This is a genomic window from Streptomyces oceani, from assembly GCF_001751245.1.
In the GTDB taxonomy this organism is placed as follows: Bacteria; Actinomycetota; Actinomycetes; order Streptomycetales; family Streptomycetaceae; genus Streptomyces; species Streptomyces oceani.
In genome coordinates, this window is the sequence record NZ_LJGU01000127.1 from 1 (window position 1) to 17,929 (window position 17,929).

Here is a 17,929-nt window from a genome sequence, read left to right on the forward strand (position 1 = left end):
GGGTGGACCTGACGGTACGGCCCGGCGAGACGGTGGCGCTGATGGGCCGCAACGGCGCCGGCAAGTCGACGCTGCTGAACACGCTGGTCGGGCTGCACCAACCCGCCGCCGGCAGCGTACGGCTGGGCCCGGCCGCCTCGGGAGGCGGGACGAGTGAACCGGCCGGGACGGACGAATCGGTTGGTGGCGAACGGGCGGTGGCCGAGGGAACAGCCAGAGCGGGCGGGGCCACCACCTCGGGGGACCGTGCCGGACGAGCCGACCCGCTGCGCCCAGTGCGCCGGTTGCGCGCCCGCGTACGCCGTGCCCCCGTGCGGGAGAGGACGGCCGGCTCACCCGCGGCCGCCGTGGCACCACACCGCACCCCGCCCGGCGAACTGCTGCGGCATGTCGGTCTGGTGCCGCAGGAGCCCCGCGACCTGCTGCACGCGGACACGGTCGCCGGCGAGTGCACGGCCGCCGACCGGGACGCGGGCGCGTCGTCGGGCAGTTGCCGCGCGCTGGTGTCCCGGCTGCTGCCGGACGTACCGGACGACACGCACCCACGTGACCTCTCGGAGGGGCAACGGCTGGCGCTGGCGCTCGCGGTGATCCTGACCGCGCGGCCGCCCCTGCTGCTGCTGGACGAACCGACCCGTGGTCTGGACTACGCCGCCAAGGCGCGGCTGGTGGACATCCTGCGGGAATTGGCCGGCGAGGGGCACGCGATCATCCTCGCCACCCACGACGTCGAGTTGGCGGCCGAGCTGACCCAACGGGTCGTCGTCCTCGCGGAGGGCGAGGTCGTCGCGAACGGCCCGGCACCCGAGGTCGTCACCGCCTCCCCGACCTTCGCGCCCCAGGTGGCCAAGATCCTGGCGCCAGAGCCCTGGTTGACGGTGCCGCAGGTACGGGCCGCGCTCGGCACGGACACGGGAGCGGTCGAGTGAGGCGGCGGAATCCCGGAAGCGGACGATCCAAAACCGTGCCCAGGCCCCCGGTGGACCGACAGGTGCGCGCCGTACGGCTGGGCTTTCGCTCGGTGGCCGCGCTGTCGCTGGTCTCGGCCGTGGGGGTGGCGGCCTTCGGATGGCCGCTGCTCGCCGACTCCGCTTCCGGTCTCGCGCACTCCCAGGACGCGCCCTGGCTGTTCGCGGCCCTGCTCCCGCTGCTGCTCGGGGTGGTGGTGGCGACGATCGCGGACACCGGGCTGGACGCCAAGGCCATCGCGATGCTCGGCGTGCTCGCGGCGGCCGGCGCGGCGCTGCGCCCCCTCGGCGCGGGCACCGCCGGACTGGAACCGATGTTCTTCCTGATGGTGCTCTCCGGCCGGGTGCTGGGGCCCGGGTTCGGCTTCGTGCTGGGTGCCGTGTCGATGTTCGCCTCGGCTCTGCTGACCGGTGGCGTCGGACCCTGGATGCCGTTCCAGATGCTCTCCATGGGCTGGGTCGCGATGGGCGCCGGCCTGCTGCCGCGACCGGACAGCCTGCGTGGACGCCGCGAGTTGCTGCTGCTGGCGGGATACGGCGCACTCGCGTCCGTGCTGTACGGCACCGTGATGAACCTGCAGGGCTGGACGTACATCGCCGGGCTCGACACCGGCGTCTCCTTCGTGCCGGGCGATCCGCTCGCCGAGAACCTGTCCCGGTTCCTGACGTACGTCCTCGCCACCTCGCTCGGCTGGGACCTGCCGCGTGCGGTGCTCACGGTGGTCCTGACCTGGGTGCTGGGCGGTACGGTCCTCCGGGCGCTGCGTCGGGCCACCCGCCGGGCGGCGTTCGAGGCGCCGGTGGCGTTCGCCACGGACCCGCCGGCCGGCGCCGCCACGGAAGGGCCGCGCGAGACCGGTTGAGTCGGCTCGGCTGCCCGACACCGGCTCCAGCGCGGTCCCCCCGGCTCAGTGCGCGTCCGCGTGCTCCGTCCCGGAGGCAGCGACCGGGTCGGGCTCCGGTTTGCAGACCAGGAAGCGCTACATTCCCGGAGACGCCGCGTCAGGTGTCGCCTCGCGGGCTTCGGAGCCGGGTACCCCGGCGGGCACCTCCCGGCGTGATGGGCGGGTTCGCAGGAGCGGGGGCGCGACCAGTCCGAGGAGGAGCAGCAGGACTCCCAGCGTGATGCCGGTGATACTCAGTCCCAACTCGCCGATCCACCCGACCACCGGGTTGAGCGCGATCGCTCCCAGGGCACCGACTAGCCCGAGCGCGGAGAGGGTGGTAGCCCGCGCGCCGTCCGCGATGTTCCGGTTGAGTTCGCCCTCGACCAGCGGACGGGACCAGGCCAGAAAGGCAACGATTCCCGCGATGAGCAAGATCGCGCCGACGGCGGCCGAAGTCCAGGCCAGCCCCAGGAAGCAGACGCCGGGCACCAGGCAGGACAGCGCGAGTGCCCATCCCGCGCCGAAGCGGCGGGCGAAGAAGGGCAGCACCAACAGCAGACCGAACTGCACCGCGATCGCCCCTGCCATGAGAGGGCCGAACCAGAACACGGGGATACCCGCTTCGGCGAAGTACAGCTGGTTGTACCAGAAGATGGAGTTGGCGACCGTGAACGCGGATGCCTGGAAGAGGCTAAGGGCCGCCAGCCTCGGCTGCTCCCGGACAGTGCGCACCGCGGAGCGCAGCAGCACCGCCGCCTGAGTGACGTGCTCCGGCCGCCCGGTGGGCGGCCGTCCCGGCGCCGGTACCCTCCAGACCGCCAGCAGGGAGAGCGCCATCGGCGCCAGTGTCGCGTACACCGCTGCTTCGGGAGAACGGTCACCGATGAAGCTTCCGGTGAACATGCCGAGGAACATCCCGGCGCTGCTCGCCGTGGACAGCAGGGCGAACGCACGGTTGGCGGAGGCTTCCCGCGTCCCGGTCGGCAGGCTGCCGTAGACGAGCGTGCTCTCCGTGCCCGTGGTGCAGGCCATGGCGATGCCGGCGAGCACTTCGGCCGCCACGAACATCCACAGTCCGTGGGAGACCGAGAACAGGACGAAGCCGAGGAGCGCCGACAGGCGCCCGAGCTGCAGTACCCGCTTGTGCCCCAGCTTGTCGGCGAGCAAGCTCGACGGGATGTCGAAGATCCACAGGGCGGCCATCATCACCGACTCGAGCAGGAACACCTGGTTGAGGGTCAGGCCACGGTCCGTCTGGAAGGCCACGAGCGTCGTGGAGTAGAAGTAGAGCTCACCGAACAGCCTGGACACCAGCACCCACCGCAGCGTGCGGTTGACCAGCAAACCTCGGGTCTTCGAGAAGTAAGCCGCCTCATGCACACAAAACCCCTAGCAGTCATGGCAGTCGGTGGGGAAGTCGCGGCTCCCATGCGCCGCACGCCGGGCCGCGCCGCCGAGAGCGGGCGCGACCCACCGGGCCGGTGCCGCCCGCGTTCAGCTCCGCAGCCGGGCCGACTCCCGTACGGACCTGTCCGGTGACGACTTCCGGGTGCGCGACTGTGCCAGGGCATAGAGCCAGGGGCGGCGATCAGCGCCACGCTGGTGTGCGTCACGACGCTGGTGGTGAACACCGACACGCCCTCAGCGTCAGCGGATCAAACGGAGGGGAGGGCGTGAGCCGGTCGTTGACGCGGATGGCGATGACGAACAGGCGCGGATAGTTGTTGATGCCCGCACGGATTCCGGTGAGGACGTCCTTGAAGCGCGAGGAGTCATCCGGCCGCGGATCGATCAACACCAGGGCCAGTAGCCGCCGTACCGCTCGGTTCGCCGGCCGCACCGGACGGGCTGGCCGCACCGGACGTACGGGCCGTGCCAGCCGGCTCGGCCTCGCCCGGCCGGCTCGGCACGGTTGGTCGCCGCTCCGCTTCCGGCGGCCCGGCGTCCGCCGGTTCCGCCGTTTCGGGGCTCCCGGTACCCGGCCGTACGGTCGTCCCGTGCCGTGACACCGGGTCCGTACCCGCGTCCGGTACGGCCGCCCGTTCCGCGCTCGGAACAGACCCACGCAGCCGGTCAAGCACCCGCTGGAGGCCGAAGCCGATCAGCACGACCGCCACTCCGGCGACCGCGTCCAGCAGGTAGTGGTTGGCGGTCGCCATCACCACGAAGGTGGTGAGCAGCGGATAGAGCACGCCGAGGGCCCGCAGCCACACCTTGGAGGTCATCCCGATGATGACGACGCCGCACCACAACGACCAGCCGACGTGCAGCGAGGGCATCGCGGCGTACTGGTTGGACATCTCCGTCAGCGCGCCGAACTCCGGGTCGGACAGGTCCTGCGGACCGTGCGCGGTGTCGATGTAGCCCAGGCCCGGCATCAGCCGCGGCGGGGCCAGTGGATAGAGCCAGAAGCCGACCAGGCCCAGCAGGGTGGCGAAGCTCAGGGCCGTACGCGCGCTGCGGTAGTCGCGCGGCCGGCGGACGTACAACACCACCAGCAGCGTGATCGGGATGAGGAAGTGGAAGGTGCTGTAGTAGAAGTTGCAGAAGCTCTCCAACCAGGGCGTGCGGGCCGTGAACTGGTTCAGCCCGTACTCCCAGTCGATGCGCAGCAGACTCTCCAGNCACGGTTGGTCGCCGCTCCGCTTCCGGCGGCCCGGCGTCCGCCGGTTCCGCCGTTTCGGGGCTCCCGGTACCCGGCCGTACGGTCGTCCCGTGCCGTGACACCGGGTCCGTACCCGCGTCCGGTACGGCCGCCCGTTCCGCGCTCGGAACAGACCCACGCAGCCGGTCAAGCACCCGCTGGAGGCCGAAGCCGATCAGCACGACCGCCACTCCGGCGACCGCGTCCAGCAGGTAGTGGTTGGCGGTCGCCATCACCACGAAGGTGGTGAGCAGCGGATAGAGCACGCCGAGGGCCCGCAGCCACACCTTGGAGGTCATCCCGATGATGACGACGCCGCACCACAACGACCAGCCGACGTGCAGCGAGGGCATCGCGGCGTACTGGTTGGACATCTCCGTCAGCGCGCCGAACTCCGGGTCGGACAGGTCCTGCGGACCGTGCGCGGTGTCGATGTAGCCCAGGCCCGGCATCAGCCGCGGCGGGGCCAGTGGATAGAGCCAGAAGCCGACCAGGCCCAGCAGGGTGGCGAAGCTCAGGGCCGTACGCGCGCTGCGGTAGTCGCGCGGCCGGCGGACGTACAACACCACCAGCAGCGTGATCGGGATGAGGAAGTGGAAGGTGCTGTAGTAGAAGTTGCAGAAGCTCTCCAACCAGGGCGTGCGGGCCGTGAACTGGTTCAGCCCGTACTCCCAGTCGATGCGCAGCAGACTCTCCAGGTCCAGGATCTGCTCGCCGTGGCTCTCCGAAGTGGCACGTCCGCCGGTCGCGTGGGCACGGACGTACGAGTAGCCGAAGTAGCCCACCCGCACGAGCAGCAGCTCGAGCATGAGGTTGGGGCGGCTGAACGGGCCGGAGGGTTCCGGTTTCGCCCAACTCTCCGAGTCCCGGGAGAGGAACGGCACCGCACAGGCCGCGGCCAGCGCCGCGATCAGTGGGGCGTTCGCCCCGATGTCGGTCATGACGGGCATGTTCGGCACCAGGGCCCGGCTCTCCAGCGTCATCACGAGCACCACCAGCACCGGCCACATCAACCGGTCCCCGGTACGCCGCCCCACCCGGCCGACCAGCGCCAGCAAAATCCACAGCTGTTGGTGCTGCCAGGCCGTCGGCGAGATCGCGACCACCGCGCAGCCCGCCAGCGCGGCGGCGAGCAGCGGCTGGCCGTCCCGCGCGTAGTACACCGCCCGGCGCAACGCGAACCAGCAGACGAGGCCCGCGAGCACGAGCAGCAGCGCGATCTCCACCGGGCCGCGCAGCCCGAGGCGGAGCAGCAGTCCGTGCAGCGACTGGTTGCCCACGTGGTCGGACGGTTCGCCGAGGCCCACTCCCGCTATGTGGTGCACCCAGTACGTCCACGAGTCGCCTGGGGACGCCAGCCAGGCCAAGATCGTGCCGGTGGCGAAGGTCGCGCCCGCGGTCACCGCGCCGGAGCGCCGCCCGGTGAACCACAGCAGCGGGAGGAAGAGCAGCACGCCCGGCTGGAGCGCGGCGGCCAGGCCGATCAGCGCGCCGCCGAGACGGCCGTCCTCGCCGGCCCCGCGCCGCAACCCGAGCCATCCGACGAGCACCAGCAGCACCGGCAGGATGCCGGTCTGGCCCAGGGTGAAGGTGCTGCGCACGGGCAGCGACAGCACCAACAGGCTCAGCGCCACCGGCACGGCGAACAGCGCGCCCCGCCTGGTCAGCAGCCCGGGCAGGGACCGTACGGCGATCAGTCCGACCGCCACGACCAGCAGCAGGGTGCCAAAGGTCCAAACCACCCCGAGCCCCTGCTCGACGGTACGAGCGAGTGGCTTGAGCACCATCCCGGCGAACGGCGTGCCGGTGAAGGGATTGGTCGCGTCGTAGAGGGAACCAGGCGAAAGCAACGCGCCGTTGTCGCCCAGCCAACCGAGCAGGTCGGTCAGTCGCTCGTCGGAGGGTTGGCGGAGTACGGCCGCCGCCTGACGCGTCGCGAGCGCGCCCGCGAGCAGCCAGAGCGCGACCAGCGCCATGCCGCCCCGGGAACCCAGGCCCTGGAGCAGGCCCTGCTGCACCAGTGGCGCGCGAGTCGAGCCGGCGCCCTCCCCCGCTGCCCGCTCCTCGGGCGTCTTGGCCGTCACGTTCCCCCGTCTCCCGTTCGCTTCGCCGTTCCTTCTCGCACCATCATCCAGGTGGTCGGACGCGGGACAGCCACCGACCACCTGATCCGGCCAGGCGACGCCCGTCCGCCGGGGCCGTCGTGGAACCGGTGCTCGGGCCGTCCGGGCCACCGAGCTCGAGCGTGGCGCCCGCGAGCCCGGCCGCGTAGGCACGTCGCCGCCGGGGCGGCCCCATGTGGTCCGGCCTGGCGAGCAGCCGCCGGAATACCCTATCGGCATCGGCCGCCCCGCCACGTACGACGCCGCTGTCCCGTATCCGGTTGCGATCCCGTGGAGATCGGCGGCGCCCGCCGCCGCTGCCCGTACCGGCGGGGAGGCGCCGACGGAAGAAACCGACGCGCGAGGACGGCGCGGGTCCCTACGCCGAGGGCCTGGCGGAGTCCGGTTCGACGGCGGCGGTTTCGGGCACGGCGTGCGCGCCGACCAGCTTCAGGAGCAGCACCGCGGGCAGCCAGCCGAAGCCCTCGGGCGCGGACAGCAGCGGCGCCGCCAGCACACCCGTACCCACCAGGCCCATGGCCAGGGGCCGTTGGAGCCGGTCCGGCACCTCCGGAAGGCGGCGCACGCCGGTCACCGCGAGCACACCGGCCAGCGCGGCCGCATACCACACCAGGCCCCACCACCAGGGGCCGCCGAACAGCAGTCCGACGAGGATCGGTTGTACATGCGCTGCCGCGAACCCGACCGGGTGGTGCAGGCAGCGGGCGAGTGCCCCGGAGGGCGCGGGCAGCGGCCGATGGTAGAAGCGCTTCGCGGAGTCCAGGCTGTTCGCCACCACTCCCCCGGCCAAATCCCACACCAGCGCGAGTCCCAACAACCACTGCCACCAGGCCCAGTCCGCACCGTCAACGCCCCATGCGAACAGCCCGCAGCCGACCGCGGCGGCGGTGTGGGCGAGCGTCTTCTCCCACGCCGAGGCGCCGGCGCCGAAGAGCCAGTCGGGCTTCTCGGCCGACGGCGGTCCTCCGGCGCCCTCAGCCCTCAGGGTCGGCCTCCCGCGCCGTGGCCGGGTCGGGTGACACCGGAGTGGCCTTCTGGCCCAACACCAGGGCGTTGAGCGCCTCCAGAGCCTGCCCGACGCTCACCTCGGGGTCCAGGAGGCTGTGCAGGTACAACCCGTCGAGCAGGGCGATCAGCAGGGTCCCGGTGCCGGGAGGATCGTCGGGACGGTGCCGCGCCAACCAGTCCGCGGTCTCCGTACGCGCCCGGGCCAGATAGTCCTTGATCAGCGCGCCCAGTTCGGGGTCCCGGGCGGCGCCCGCCAGGAGTTCGACGGACAACCGACCGACGAGGTCGCCCTCCGGCAGTTGCAACAGCCCCGGCAGTCTGGCCAGGGCGTCCTCCACGCTGTGGGACGCGACCAGTTGGTCCGCGAAGGCGCCGAAGACGGCGGAGGCGGCGCGCTGGACCACGGCCTCCCGGAACCGCGGCAGTCCGCCCCAGTGGTAGTGCAGCAGGCCCTGGTTGGCGCCGGCGCGATCAGCGACGGCCCGGGTGGTCACCGCTGGCCAGCCACCTTCCGCCAGTAGTTCGACACCCGCTTCCACCAGTTGCTCACGTCGCCGCTGGCCGCGAGGGGAGACCTTGGGATGACCCCCGGAATTAGCCATACGACCAACGATAGCAGTCTCGTTCACCGCGCCACCTCAAAACCCCCACGACGGCGTTATCAACTTCTCGCGCCCGGCGGGCCCTTCGGCTCACGTCCCGGAGGGACGTCAACGTGCGGCCGGCAGCCCGGACTGACGCGCCCGAAGAGGCGCGCTGGCGTACCGGGCGGTTGTTTTGTACGTTGAGGGAACAAAGTGGCTCCGTCCGAGCCCCTCACCTGACGAGAGGGGCGTCCCTGACCGGCGGGCGGAGCCGACTTTGTGCGTGCAAGTCCGGGAGCCCAGCCCCCGCCCTTGCATCTCGTACGCCACACCACCCCCGAAGAGGACACATGCGCAGCTCAGAGACGGTAGGCCCGTTCCGGGCCGTGCTGTTGGACATGGACGGCACGCTGGTCAACTCGGACGCGGTCGTCGAACGCGTGTGGCGCGGCTGGGCCGCGAGGCATGGCATGGACCCGGCGGAGGTGCTGCGAGCAGCGCACGGCAGGCAGGGACACGCCACCATGGCCGCTCTTCTCCCCGACCGGTCGGCGGAGGTCAACCGGGCGGAGAACGACGAGCTGCTGGCCCTCGAGACGGCGGACCTGGACGGGATCGTCCCGGTGCCGGGCGCACCGGCCTTCCTCGCCGACCTGGCCGGCTCCGGGGTGTCGTACGCCCTGGTGACCTCGGCTGACGTCCGTCTCGCCACGGCCCGCATGGGCGCCGCCGGGCTGACGATGCCGCTGGTTCAGGTGACCGCCGAGTCGGTGAGCGCGAGCAAACCCGACCCGGAGGGCTTCCTGAAGGGCGCCGCCGAACTGGGCCACGAGCCGGCGGACTGCGTGGCGTTCGAGGACTCCGCGATGGGCATCGCAGCCGCCAGGGCGGCCGGCATGGCCGTCGTGGGAGTAGGGCCACGGGCCGCCGAGTGCGCGCCCACGATCGCCGTCCCCGATCTGACGGCCCTGCGGATCGACGCCCGCCCGGACGGCTCCGTACGGCTGCGCGCCGAGGCCCCGACCAACGGCGGTTGACGCGGCCCGGGCACGATCAGCCGGACAGCCGGTCAGCCGGTTGCTGCCTCGAACAGGCTGTACGCGCCCAGCGCCGCCATCACTCCGGCAGCGATCCTGGTGATCAGCTTCAGCGGCACGTAGCGCATCAGCGTGCGCCCGCCCAGGATGCCCAGGCCGGCCACTGCCCAGAGCGCGAGCAGCGCGCCGACGGCCACCGAGAGCGGGTCCTCGTACGACGCGGCGAGGTTGGCCGTCATGATCTGCGTGAGATCGCCGAACTCCGCGACCAGGATCAGCGAGAAGCCACTCGCCGCGACCTTCCAGAAGGTCTGGTCGGAGGGCGACTTGGCGTCCTCGTCCGCCTCCTCGTCCTTCTTCCAGCACAGCACCGCGGCACCCGCCAGGAAGAGCACGCCGACCAGCGCGTCCAGGAGCTGCCGGGGGAGCAGTGAGAGGAGGCTGCCGGCCGCGATCGCGAGCGCCACATGCACTAGGAAGGCGGCGGCGACGCCCACGAAGACGTACGAGGCGCGGTAGCGGGTGCCGAGCACCAACCCGGCGAGGGCCGTCTTGTCGGGGAGTTCGGCGAGGAAGACGACGCCGAAGGTGATGGCGGCGACGGAGATACTGAACACGGTTGTTCCCCAGGAGTACGGGCCGCCGCGCCGGAGGAGTTCGCGGGAGCACGCGCACGCTTCGGCACGGCAGCGTCACGACAGGCGGACACTGCGGCCGAAGGTCTCGCTGACACCTGCGGGTCGCTGGATGACCGAGCCACGCACGTGTTCCGGGCGCCGGGGCGGCGAGGCCGCCCAGTGTGTCGACGGTCCGGCGAGGAGCTACTCCCCTTCAGACGCGCCCAGGCTACGCGATGCGGCGGCCCGACGGCCAGCCGATGCCGGGCATCCGACAGGACCCGTACGGGCGCGGGCGCTGACACTCGACCGCGTCACCGGTCAACTCGACGCCCAGACAATCACGCCAAAGCATGACAGACCTCGGCAAATCATGGATGACCAGGCCAGACGCCCCGAGCGAGCACCACCACGGAGTGCGGATCCCACGGTCATGCGCCCACCATGCGTCCGCTATGTACCAAAGACCGGAAAGCTCCCCAGGCTGCCCACTCCCGGGGCCTTGAAGTGACGTGCACACGTCGTCACCCTGTTACCTGTCGGCCGCTGGACGGGCATCCGGCGGCTCGAGAGTGTGCCCTCAAGTGCCCCCACCGAACGAGGGAGTTCGTATGCACGGCATACGCAAGGTCTACGCGCGTCGTCCGGCCCTTTTGGCCGCCGCCGCGGTGTTTCTCGCGATCTGTACGGCCATGGTGCTCACCAACGGCTCCGCACAGGCGGCACCCCCCACGCCGCCCAACGCCGAGGAGGCCCGCACCATGCTCGGCGAGCTGACCGAGGAGTCCGAGGGCTCCATGGACGGCTACGACCGCGACAAGTTCCCGCACTGGAGCGACCAGGGCGACAGCTGCGACACCCGCGAAGCCATCCTCAAGCGGGACGGCGAGGGCGTGGAGACCGGCAGCGACTGCTATCCGACCAGCGGCAGCTGGGAGAGCCCGTACGACGGCGAGACCTGGTCCGACCCCAGCGACGTGGACATCGACCACATGATCCCGCTCGCCGAGGCATGGCGTTCCGGTGCCGCCGACTGGACCCAGGACGAGCGCGAGGGCCTGGCCAACGACCTCGAGGTGGCCCAGCTGCTCGCGGTCACCGACAACGTCAACCAGTCCAAGAGCGACCAGGACCCGGCCGACTGGATGCCGCCGAGCGAGAGCTACCACTGCACGTACGCCCAGAGCTGGGTGTGGGTCAAGCACACCTACGACATGACGGTCGACTCGGCGGAGAAGGGCGCGCTGGAGGGCGTGCTCTCCGGCTGCTGAGCCAGCCGCGCGCGTGACGCGGGGGACGGTCGCCCGTACCGTCCCCCGCGTCACGTATGCCGGTCAGCCGGAAACTACCGGCTGCCCTCCGTCGTTTCGTACGGTTGCGGACGATGGAGGGAGGACCCGATGGCGGCACTGCGACTGGGCCCGCTGCTGCGGTACGTGGACGAGGACACCGCGACCGTGTGGGTGGAGACCGACGGCCCCTGTGAGGCGGAGGTGCGCTGCGAGGGTTCCGCCGCCGGCGGCACGGCCCGCAGCTGGCGGGTCTCCGGCCACCACTACGCCCTGATCACCGTCGTCGGCCTGGAGCCCGGCACCGAGACGCCGTACCGCGTGCTGCTGGACGGCACGGAGGTCTGGCCGTTGCCCGACTCCGATTCCGACCTGCCGCCCAGCGTCATCCGCACCCCGCAGCCGGACGGCCGGGGCGAGCTGCGGCTGGCGTTCGGCTCCTGCCGGTGGGCGGCCCGCCCGGCCGACAGCCACCACGACGCTATGGGGCCGGACGCGCTCGACGCCCTCGCCCGGAGCGCCTTCGCCGGCGGCACGCTGCCGGACGTACTCCTGCTGCTGGGCGACCAGGTGTACGCGGACGAGACCTCCGAAAAGGTGCGCGCGGAGCTGGCCGAGCGCCGAGACCTGAGCGAGCCGCCCTGGGACCAGGTCGCGGACTACGAGGAGTACACCTCGCTCTATTACGAGTCCTGGCTCGCGCCCCACGTCCGCTGGCTGTTGTCCACCGTGCCCAGTTGCATGATCTTCGACGACCACGACGTGATCGACGACTGGAACACCAGCGCCGCCTGGCAGCGGGACATCCGTGCCACCAACTGGTGGCGGGAACGCATCCTAGGCGGCCTCACCTCGTACTGGGTCTACCAGCACCTGGGAAACCTCTCGCCGGGAGAGCTGGCCGAGGACCCGCTGTTCACGGCCGTACGGTCGGCTGAGGACGGCACCGAGCTGCTGCGGGAGTTCGCGGAGCGCGCGGACACCGAGCCGGAGACCGCGCGCTGGAGCTTCCGCCGGGACTTCGGTCGGGTGCGGCTGCTGATGGCCGACACCCGGGCCGCCCGGGTGCTGTCCGAGGAACACCGCGCCATGCTGGACGACGACGAGCTGAAGTGGTTGCGGGAGCAGGCGCTCACCGCGCGCGAGGAGTACGACCACCTGCTCATAGGCTCCTCACTGCCCTGGCTGCTGCCGCCCGCCATCCATGACGCCGAGACGTGGAACGCCGCCCTCTGCGCCGGTAGCCGCGGACCGCGGTGGGCCCGGTTGGGCGAGAAGGTGCGACGGGCCGCTGACCTGGAGCACTGGGCGGCGTTCCCCTCCTCGTTCGACTCGCTGACCGAGCTGATCCGAGAGGTCGGCACGGGCGCGGAGGCCCCCGCGACGCTCTGCGTGCTCTCCGGGGACGTGCACCACGCCTACGTCGCCGAACCGGACCTCACCCGGCTCCCCGCGAACACCCCCGACGTCGCCGGCACTCCGGGCACGCCGCCCGAATTGCGCTCCCGCGTCCTGCAATTGACCTGCTCCCCGATGCACAACAGCATCCCGGCGTTCATCCGGGTCGGCTTCCGTTTCGGCTGGAGCGGCGCGGGCCGACTGCTGGGGCGTGCGCTGGCCCGGCACGGCCGTGCGGGCAGGCCGCCGATCAACTGGCGGCTGACCGGCGGTCCGTGGTTCGGCAACCACCTGATGACCCTTACGACCCACGGCCGTTCGGCCCGGCTCGGCATGACCCGAGCGAAGGCCACGGCACGCGGCGTCCGACTGGCCCGGATTCTCGAGCGCGCCCTGTCCCCGTCGGGTGGTCCGGTGCGTGACTGATCCCGGCGCGCCCGTCGCCAGTCAGCCCGTCCCTCCCGTACGAGCCGCTCGTACGGGAGGGACGTCGGGACGTGGACTTCCTTAGGGGTGACGCGTCCGGCGACCGCGTCCGAACCGGCTCACGCCCCGCCGGACGCCGCCTCGCCACCCATGAACGGCACGGTGAAGCAGGCCACTCGCTCACCCGCCATGCCCGCCTCGCCCGGCTCGCTGCTGGTCGCCCGCTCGTGCAGCACGACCGAGCGGGCCTCGCCCGGCCGGAACTGCCAGGGGTGCCAGGCGGCGGAGCGCGCGGTGCCGTCGTCGTCCGAGGTGAAGTCGAGCCACACCTCGTTGCGCGGATTGGCGTACTCCGGGTCCGTGGACGGTGGTTCCGGGTCCCGTACGTTCTGGTAGTGCGGTCCTGCGGCGTCCGGGTCCGCCGTGCAGACGCCGGTGTGCACGTGCACGCCGAAGGTGTGGTCCGCCGCGACCCCGCGCACTCGCACGGCCACCGACATCCCGTCCCGGTCCGCGCGCTGCGTCACCTTGACACCGGCTCCGTGCGGCACCAGCCGCTCGTCGTAGGTGACCGCCTTGCCGTCGGCTCCGGCCGGTCCGAACTCCCCACTCGCACGCAGCCGGTAGTCGGCGCCGTGGTGCCGACCGCCGCCACGATCGCCGCCGCCGTCCGTACTCCCGCCGGTGTCGGTCCCTGAGGCGACTCCGGTCAGGGACAGCAGCAAGGCCGCCGTGACCACGGTCGTCAAGGTGAATCCACTCCGCACAGCCATTCGCTCCTCATTAGTCCGTCGCGACCGGTTCCGGGACTCCCGCGATGCGTGGGAGAACCTCGTGCCGGCTCCCTCCGCCTGGCCCGGTGGTGCGTCGGCGGAACAGCCGAGTGCATGCCTATCCCAGCCCCCGCGCGATCGTGCCGCACGGCCCGCCGCACCGCCCCGGACGCTCCGTGCGAGGTACCTCCGCGTAGGCTGGACGGCGGTAAGCGGCTGGCTGTAGCGAGCGAACGGGGAATCAGCGTGCCGGAACTCCTGGGGTGGGCGGTCGGCACCCCATGGATCTATGGCCTGATCACACTTTCGGTGCTTCTCGACGTCTTCCTGCCGGTGTTGCCCAGCGGGGTGCTGGTCATCGCCGCCGCCGCGGCCGTGGCCGGGACGACAGCAGCCGAAGCGGCGCAGTCCGGCACGCACTTCGTCGAGATGCTCGGCCTTGTCTCCTGCACGGCGCTGGCCTCCTTCCTGGGCGACCTGGCGGTCTATCAGCTCGCCTGGCGCGGTGGCCCCCGACTCCGTCGGGCTATCGCGCGCTCCCGTCGTCTGACGTCCGCTCATGACCGCCTCGGGCACGCCCTCGTGCGCGGCGGCGGCACGCTGGTGGTGCTCGCCCGGTTCGCGCCCGCCGGCCGTTCGGTCGTCAGCCTGACGGCGGGTGCGGCGCATCGTCGGGCGAAGGACTTCGTGCCGTGGTCGGCCCTCGCGGGAGTGTGCTGGGCCGCGTACACCGTGAGCCTCGGCTACCTCGGCAGTCAGTGGTTGGACACCGCGTGGGTGGGCACGGCCGTCTCCCTGCTCGCCCTCTTCGCGGCCGGCTGGTTCGCGGCGTACTTCATACGGCGCCGACCGGTCGCCGCGACCGCGCCGGGCGACACTCCCTGAACACGGGGATTCAGCGGTCCTGAGTGTCAGCGGGAGAGACTGTCACAGTCCCGGCGTACTGAAAGTTTTCCCGACAGATGGCACGTCCTCCCTGCTCAAGTACCCCATGTGTGGACTAGACCATAGGTCGGAGGGAAGTCTCTTTACGCCTCTCCACACACATGCCTTACTTGTGACGTGTTCCCGTCAACGGGACACATGTTCCACGCAGGCCCCACTGGCCCCACACATCTGCCTGGAGGTACGTGATGCACTCCCTCAGACCCCTCGGTCCACTCGCCGGCCGGCGCCGGGCGGTTGCCGCCGCCGGTGCCCTGAGCGCCGCCATGGCGCTGCTGCTGACCAGTGGGGGCACCGCTTCGGCCGCCGACCAGCCACAGCCCGGCGACAAGATCAAGGAAGGCGAAGCCTTCATGGGCTGGAGTGCGCCGAAGGGTCCGGGCGCGGACCAGGACAGCACCAAGCGGGCCGCCGGCCCCGCCGGCATCGACGTGTCGCACTGGCAGGGGTCCATCAACTGGGGTTCGGTCAAGAACGCCGGCATCGACTTCGCCTGGATGAAGGCGACCGAGGGAACCGGCTACAAGGACCCGAGCTTCAACTCGAACTACCCCAACTCCCACAAGGCCGGCCTGATCCGCGGCGCTTACCACTTCGCCCGCCCCGACACCTCCAGCGGCGCGGCGCAGGCGAACTACTTCGTCGACAACGGCGGAGCCTGGTCACGGGACGACCAGACCCTTCCCGGGGTGCTGGACATCGAGACCAACCCGTACGGCTCGCAGTGCTACGGCAAGTCCGCGTCGCAGATGCGCTCCTGGATCAACGACTTCTACACCACGTACAAGGAGCGCACCGGCCGCGACATGGTCATCTACACGACCGCCAGCTGGTGGAACGCCTGCACCAACAGCTGGACCGGCATGGCGGACAAGTCCCCGCTGTGGGTGGCCCACTGGACCACCGGCAGCCCCACCATCCCGGCGGGCTTCCCCACCTGGACGGTGTGGCAGTACACAGCCAAGGGCTCGGTCAGCGGCATTTCCGGGGACGTCGACCGGAACAACTTCAACGGTTCCATGGACCGGCTGCTCGCCCTGGCCAACAACACCTGATCGACGCTGACGCCGCGCGGGTCCACGCCGGTGCGTCCAGGCGCCCCAGCTGACGTACGGACCACGCCGAACCCGTGGCCCTCCGGTGGACGCTTGGTGACCCAGCCCCCTTCGGCCACGAGCTGGCGTGTGGCTCGGTCGGAGGGGGCGTCACCGCGCGGAGAGCACCACGACAGCCCGCGCGGACACGCCTCGCCGGGCGACGCACAAGGCCCAGGCTTCCGGCTTCGCGCCGGATGGCCTGGGCCTTCGTCCGTACGGGACGCTGGTGGGCGCAACTGGGATCGAACCAGTGACATCTGCCTTGTAAGGGCAGCGCTCTACCGCTGAGCTATGCGCCCGGATGTGGTGACGCCACAGCCTACCCCGTCGCTGTCGGCGGACCCAATCGCCGTTCCCGGACTCCGAAGCGGCACGGCTGAGACACGGCCGCACCGAGGGTGAACGGAACGGCCCCTGTGTTCGTTGTACCCGGGTGGGAGAATGAACGGAATCAGCGGCGGCTCACGGGGAGAGGTCACGTGGCGATGAACGGCGGCGGTGCGCGCCGATGGGGATGGGGCAGCGGCCGTGCCGAGAGCTTGCGGGCCGACGCACAGGCCGCGAAGGACGCCGCAGCAGCCGCCTTCTACGACCTGGACACCGCCCAGCGCGGACTGCGCATCTCCATAGAGACGATCACCGCGGTCGAGAACTCCCCGGCGGCGCGCAAGGCGGTGCAGGACTTCGAAGCCCTGGGCAGTCGCATCGACCAGGTGAGCCACGAGTACATCACCGCCGTCGACGCGCACGACCTGGACCGGGACGACCTCGACTCCGGAGCCGCCTCCGGGGCACGCGCCGAACTGAACCGGGTCACCGACCAGCTCAAGCGCACGAAGTCCGAGCTGGAGCGGTTCGAGCACGGCCTGGGACGCCTGCTGGAACAAGCCGAGACGCAGCTGGCCCAGCTGGCGCCGGCGGTAGAGCGGGGCCGGCAGGGACTGCTCGAGGCGTCCAACGCCCTGGACACCGCCCGGGCTTCCGGACTCACCGCCGACGACCTGGCCGCCCGGCTGGCGACCCTCTCCCCGGAGCTGACCAAGCTGAACGAGGGCGCGGGCCAGCACGGCGTACGGGACACGCTGCAACGCGCCGCGCATGTCGCACGGGAGGCCGAGGCGATCCGCGGTGCCGCCGCACGGCTGCCCGAGACCGCCGCGGAGACGGACAAGCGGCTCAGCTCGCTGCGTACGAGGGCACAGGCGCTGGACACCCGGTCCGGCAAGGTCGAACCGGTGCTCAGCGAGCTGCGGCGGAGGTTCAGCGCCGCCTGCTGGGAGGACCTCCAGCAGGTGCCGGACGAGGCCGTACGAGCCGTGCGGCAGGCCGAGCAGAAGCTCCAGGAGGCGCAACGGGCGCGCGACGAACAGCGCTGGCCGGACGCCACGGCCCTGTTGTCGACCGTGCGGGCTCTGCTGAACACCACGGACGAGGCGATCAAGGCGGCCGGCGACCGACTGCAGCGGCTGAACGAGGTCAGCTTCGACGAGAAGCCCGAGGTGGAACGAGCCCGGTTCGCCATCCGGGACGCCCAGCGACTGGCGATGGCGGGCCGCAGCACCCCGGACCCCCGGCACGCGAATCCGCTGGACCAGTCGGTGGAGCGGGTGGACCGGGCCGTCGCGGGACTGACCGGCCGGCACCCGGACTACTGGCACTTCCTGATGGAGCTGGACTCCGTACGCGAGACCGTGCAGGAAGTGGTGGACATGATCCGCCGGGAGCGCGGCGGCGGCTCCTGACCGGCGCCGCCGCCCATGCGGTGCTGTCCCGGCGGCCGGTAGCTGCGGGCGCTCCCGTGGAGCCGCGGACCACCGTACGGCGGGCGCTCGGGTGGGGACCGCGGCGCGGCTATGCTTCGGTCATGCCGCGATACGAGTACCGCTGCCGGGAGTGCGGCAGCGACTTCGAGGTCAGCCGCCCGATGAGCGAGGCGAGCGCGCCCGCCGACTGTCCGGAAGGGCACCAGGGCACCGTCAAGCTGCTCTCCACCGTCGCCGTGAGCGGCGCGGCGGGCTCGGCCGCCTCCTCTGCGCCAGCCGGTGGTGGTGGGGGCTGCTGCGGTGGGGGCTGCTGCGGCTGACGTCGGGCCCGCGACCGACAGACATGCGGCCCGCGGCCGGTGGGCTTGCG

15 protein-coding genes, 1 tRNA gene and 2 pseudogenes are annotated in these 17,929 nt (G+C 71.5%); 9 read left to right on the top strand and 9 right to left on the bottom strand.

Going from position 1 to position 17,929, the window contains the following annotated elements; translation table 11 throughout:
* Both AN216_RS13640 and AN216_RS13645 read left to right on the top strand, forming a co-directional pair.
* Positions 1-929, top strand: a 929-nt coding sequence (locus AN216_RS13640) for an ATP-binding cassette domain-containing protein (RefSeq protein WP_139140919.1), incomplete at its 5' end; no start/stop codon positions are given.
* Positions 930-964: 35 nt separating this feature from the next.
* Positions 965-1,831, top strand: a complete 867-nt coding sequence (locus AN216_RS13645; protein WP_244502455.1) for an ECF transporter S component — start codon at positions 965-967, stop codon at positions 1,829-1,831.
* Positions 1,832-1,948: 117 nt separating this feature from the next.
* Here AN216_RS13645 and AN216_RS13650 read toward each other — a convergent pair whose 3' ends face one another.
* From AN216_RS13650 to AN216_RS13670, 6 genes and pseudogenes are all read right to left on the bottom strand, one after another.
* Positions 1,949-3,235, bottom strand: coding sequence for an MFS transporter (locus tag AN216_RS13650; RefSeq protein WP_079166569.1), 1,287 nt, complete (start codon positions 3,233-3,235; stop codon positions 1,949-1,951).
* 229 nt (positions 3,236-3,464) lie between these two features.
* The gene (locus AN216_RS29240) at positions 3,465-3,653 is read right to left on the bottom strand and encodes a hypothetical protein (RefSeq protein ID WP_170843120.1); all 189 of its coding nucleotides are present in this window, start codon (positions 3,651-3,653) and stop codon (positions 3,465-3,467) included.
* Positions 3,628-4,479, bottom strand: a pseudogene (locus tag AN216_RS28220) (phosphatase PAP2 family protein); the annotation flags it as partial. The pseudogene AN216_RS28220 and the gene AN216_RS29240, both read right to left, overlap by 26 nt.
* A 169-nt stretch (positions 4,480-4,648) precedes the next feature.
* Positions 4,649-6,475 (bottom strand): annotated as a pseudogene (locus AN216_RS13660) (bifunctional glycosyltransferase 87/phosphatase PAP2 family protein); the annotation flags it as partial.
* A 505-nt stretch (positions 6,476-6,980) separates the two neighbouring features.
* Entirely contained in the window at positions 6,981-7,439 is a 459-nt protein-coding gene (locus AN216_RS13665) for a hypothetical protein (protein ID WP_139140920.1), read from the bottom strand.
* Between the two features lie 157 nt (positions 7,440-7,596).
* Entirely contained in the window at positions 7,597-8,232 is a 636-nt protein-coding gene (locus AN216_RS13670; RefSeq protein WP_070196954.1) for a TetR/AcrR family transcriptional regulator, read from the bottom strand.
* Positions 8,233-8,564: 332 nt separating this feature from the next.
* Between AN216_RS13670 and AN216_RS13675 the strand changes: the two genes are divergently transcribed.
* Entirely contained in the window at positions 8,565-9,251 is a 687-nt protein-coding gene (locus AN216_RS13675; RefSeq protein ID WP_070196955.1) for an HAD-IA family hydrolase, read from the top strand.
* A gap of 32 nt (positions 9,252-9,283) precedes the next feature.
* On the opposite strand, the gene AN216_RS13680 is transcribed toward AN216_RS13675, so the two are convergent.
* Positions 9,284-9,868, bottom strand: a complete 585-nt coding sequence (locus AN216_RS13680) for a TMEM165/GDT1 family protein (RefSeq protein ID WP_070196956.1) — start codon at positions 9,866-9,868, stop codon at positions 9,284-9,286.
* A gap of 611 nt (positions 9,869-10,479) precedes the next feature.
* Between AN216_RS13680 and AN216_RS13685 the strand changes: the two genes are divergently transcribed.
* Together AN216_RS13685 and AN216_RS13690 are read left to right on the top strand one after the other, a co-directional pair.
* The gene (locus AN216_RS13685; protein ID WP_070196957.1) at positions 10,480-11,139 is read left to right on the top strand and encodes an HNH endonuclease family protein; all 660 of its coding nucleotides are present in this window, start codon (positions 10,480-10,482) and stop codon (positions 11,137-11,139) included.
* 129 nt (positions 11,140-11,268) lie between these two features.
* Positions 11,269-12,981: an alkaline phosphatase D family protein gene (locus tag AN216_RS13690; protein WP_070196958.1), complete on the top strand. Its 1,713-nt coding sequence runs from the start codon at positions 11,269-11,271 to the stop codon at positions 12,979-12,981.
* A gap of 119 nt (positions 12,982-13,100) precedes the next feature.
* Here the strand turns inward: AN216_RS13690 and AN216_RS13695 are convergent, their stop codons facing one another.
* Entirely contained in the window at positions 13,101-13,754 is a 654-nt protein-coding gene (locus AN216_RS13695; RefSeq protein ID WP_070196959.1) for a superoxide dismutase family protein, read from the bottom strand.
* Between the two features lie 246 nt (positions 13,755-14,000).
* On the opposite strand from AN216_RS13695, the gene AN216_RS13700 reads away from it, so the two are divergent.
* On the top strand, positions 14,001-14,639 hold the full coding sequence (locus AN216_RS13700; RefSeq protein WP_070196960.1) for a DedA family protein: 639 nt from the start codon (positions 14,001-14,003) through the stop codon (positions 14,637-14,639).
* Positions 14,640-14,887: 248 nt separating this feature from the next.
* A complete protein-coding gene (locus AN216_RS13705; protein WP_070196961.1) occupies positions 14,888-15,754 on the top strand; it encodes a GH25 family lysozyme in 867 nt (288 codons plus the stop codon).
* 266 nt (positions 15,755-16,020) lie between these two features.
* Here AN216_RS13705 and AN216_RS13710 read toward each other — a convergent pair.
* A tRNA-Val gene (locus AN216_RS13710) sits at positions 16,021-16,095 on the bottom strand.
* A gap of 186 nt (positions 16,096-16,281) precedes the next feature.
* Here AN216_RS13710 and AN216_RS13715 point away from each other — a divergent pair.
* Together AN216_RS13715 and AN216_RS13720 are read left to right on the top strand one after the other, a co-directional pair.
* Positions 16,282-17,538 carry a hypothetical protein gene (locus AN216_RS13715; protein ID WP_070196962.1) on the top strand — a complete coding sequence of 419 codons (1,257 nt, stop codon included), beginning with the start codon at positions 16,282-16,284 and terminating at the stop codon, positions 17,536-17,538.
* Positions 17,539-17,660: 122 nt separating this feature from the next.
* On the top strand, positions 17,661-17,879 hold the full coding sequence (locus tag AN216_RS13720; RefSeq protein ID WP_070197278.1) for an FmdB family zinc ribbon protein: 219 nt from the start codon (positions 17,661-17,663) through the stop codon (positions 17,877-17,879).
* The last annotated feature ends 50 nt before the right edge of the window (positions 17,880-17,929 follow it).

Bases quoted from the DNA above. Each gene is read 5' to 3' on its own strand.
- AN216_RS13670 (WP_070196954.1), bottom strand. From the start codon at position 8,232: ATGGCTAATTCCGGGGGTCATCCCAAGGTCTCCCCTCGCGGCCAGCGG.
- AN216_RS13675 (WP_070196955.1), top strand. From the start codon at position 8,565: ATGCGCAGCTCAGAGACGGTAGGCCCGTTCCGGGCCGTGCTGTTGGAC.
- AN216_RS13685 (WP_070196957.1), top strand. From the start codon at position 10,480: ATGCACGGCATACGCAAGGTCTACGCGCGTCGTCCGGCCCTTTTGGCC.
- AN216_RS13690 (WP_070196958.1), top strand. From the start codon at position 11,269: ATGGCGGCACTGCGACTGGGCCCGCTGCTGCGGTACGTGGACGAGGAC.
- AN216_RS13695 (WP_070196959.1), bottom strand. From the start codon at position 13,754: ATGGCTGTGCGGAGTGGATTCACCTTGACGACCGTGGTCACGGCGGCC.
- AN216_RS13705 (WP_070196961.1), top strand. From the start codon at position 14,888: ATGCACTCCCTCAGACCCCTCGGTCCACTCGCCGGCCGGCGCCGGGCG.
- AN216_RS13715 (WP_070196962.1), top strand. From the start codon at position 16,282: ATGAACGGCGGCGGTGCGCGCCGATGGGGATGGGGCAGCGGCCGTGCC.
- AN216_RS13720 (WP_070197278.1), top strand. From the start codon at position 17,661: ATGCCGCGATACGAGTACCGCTGCCGGGAGTGCGGCAGCGACTTCGAG.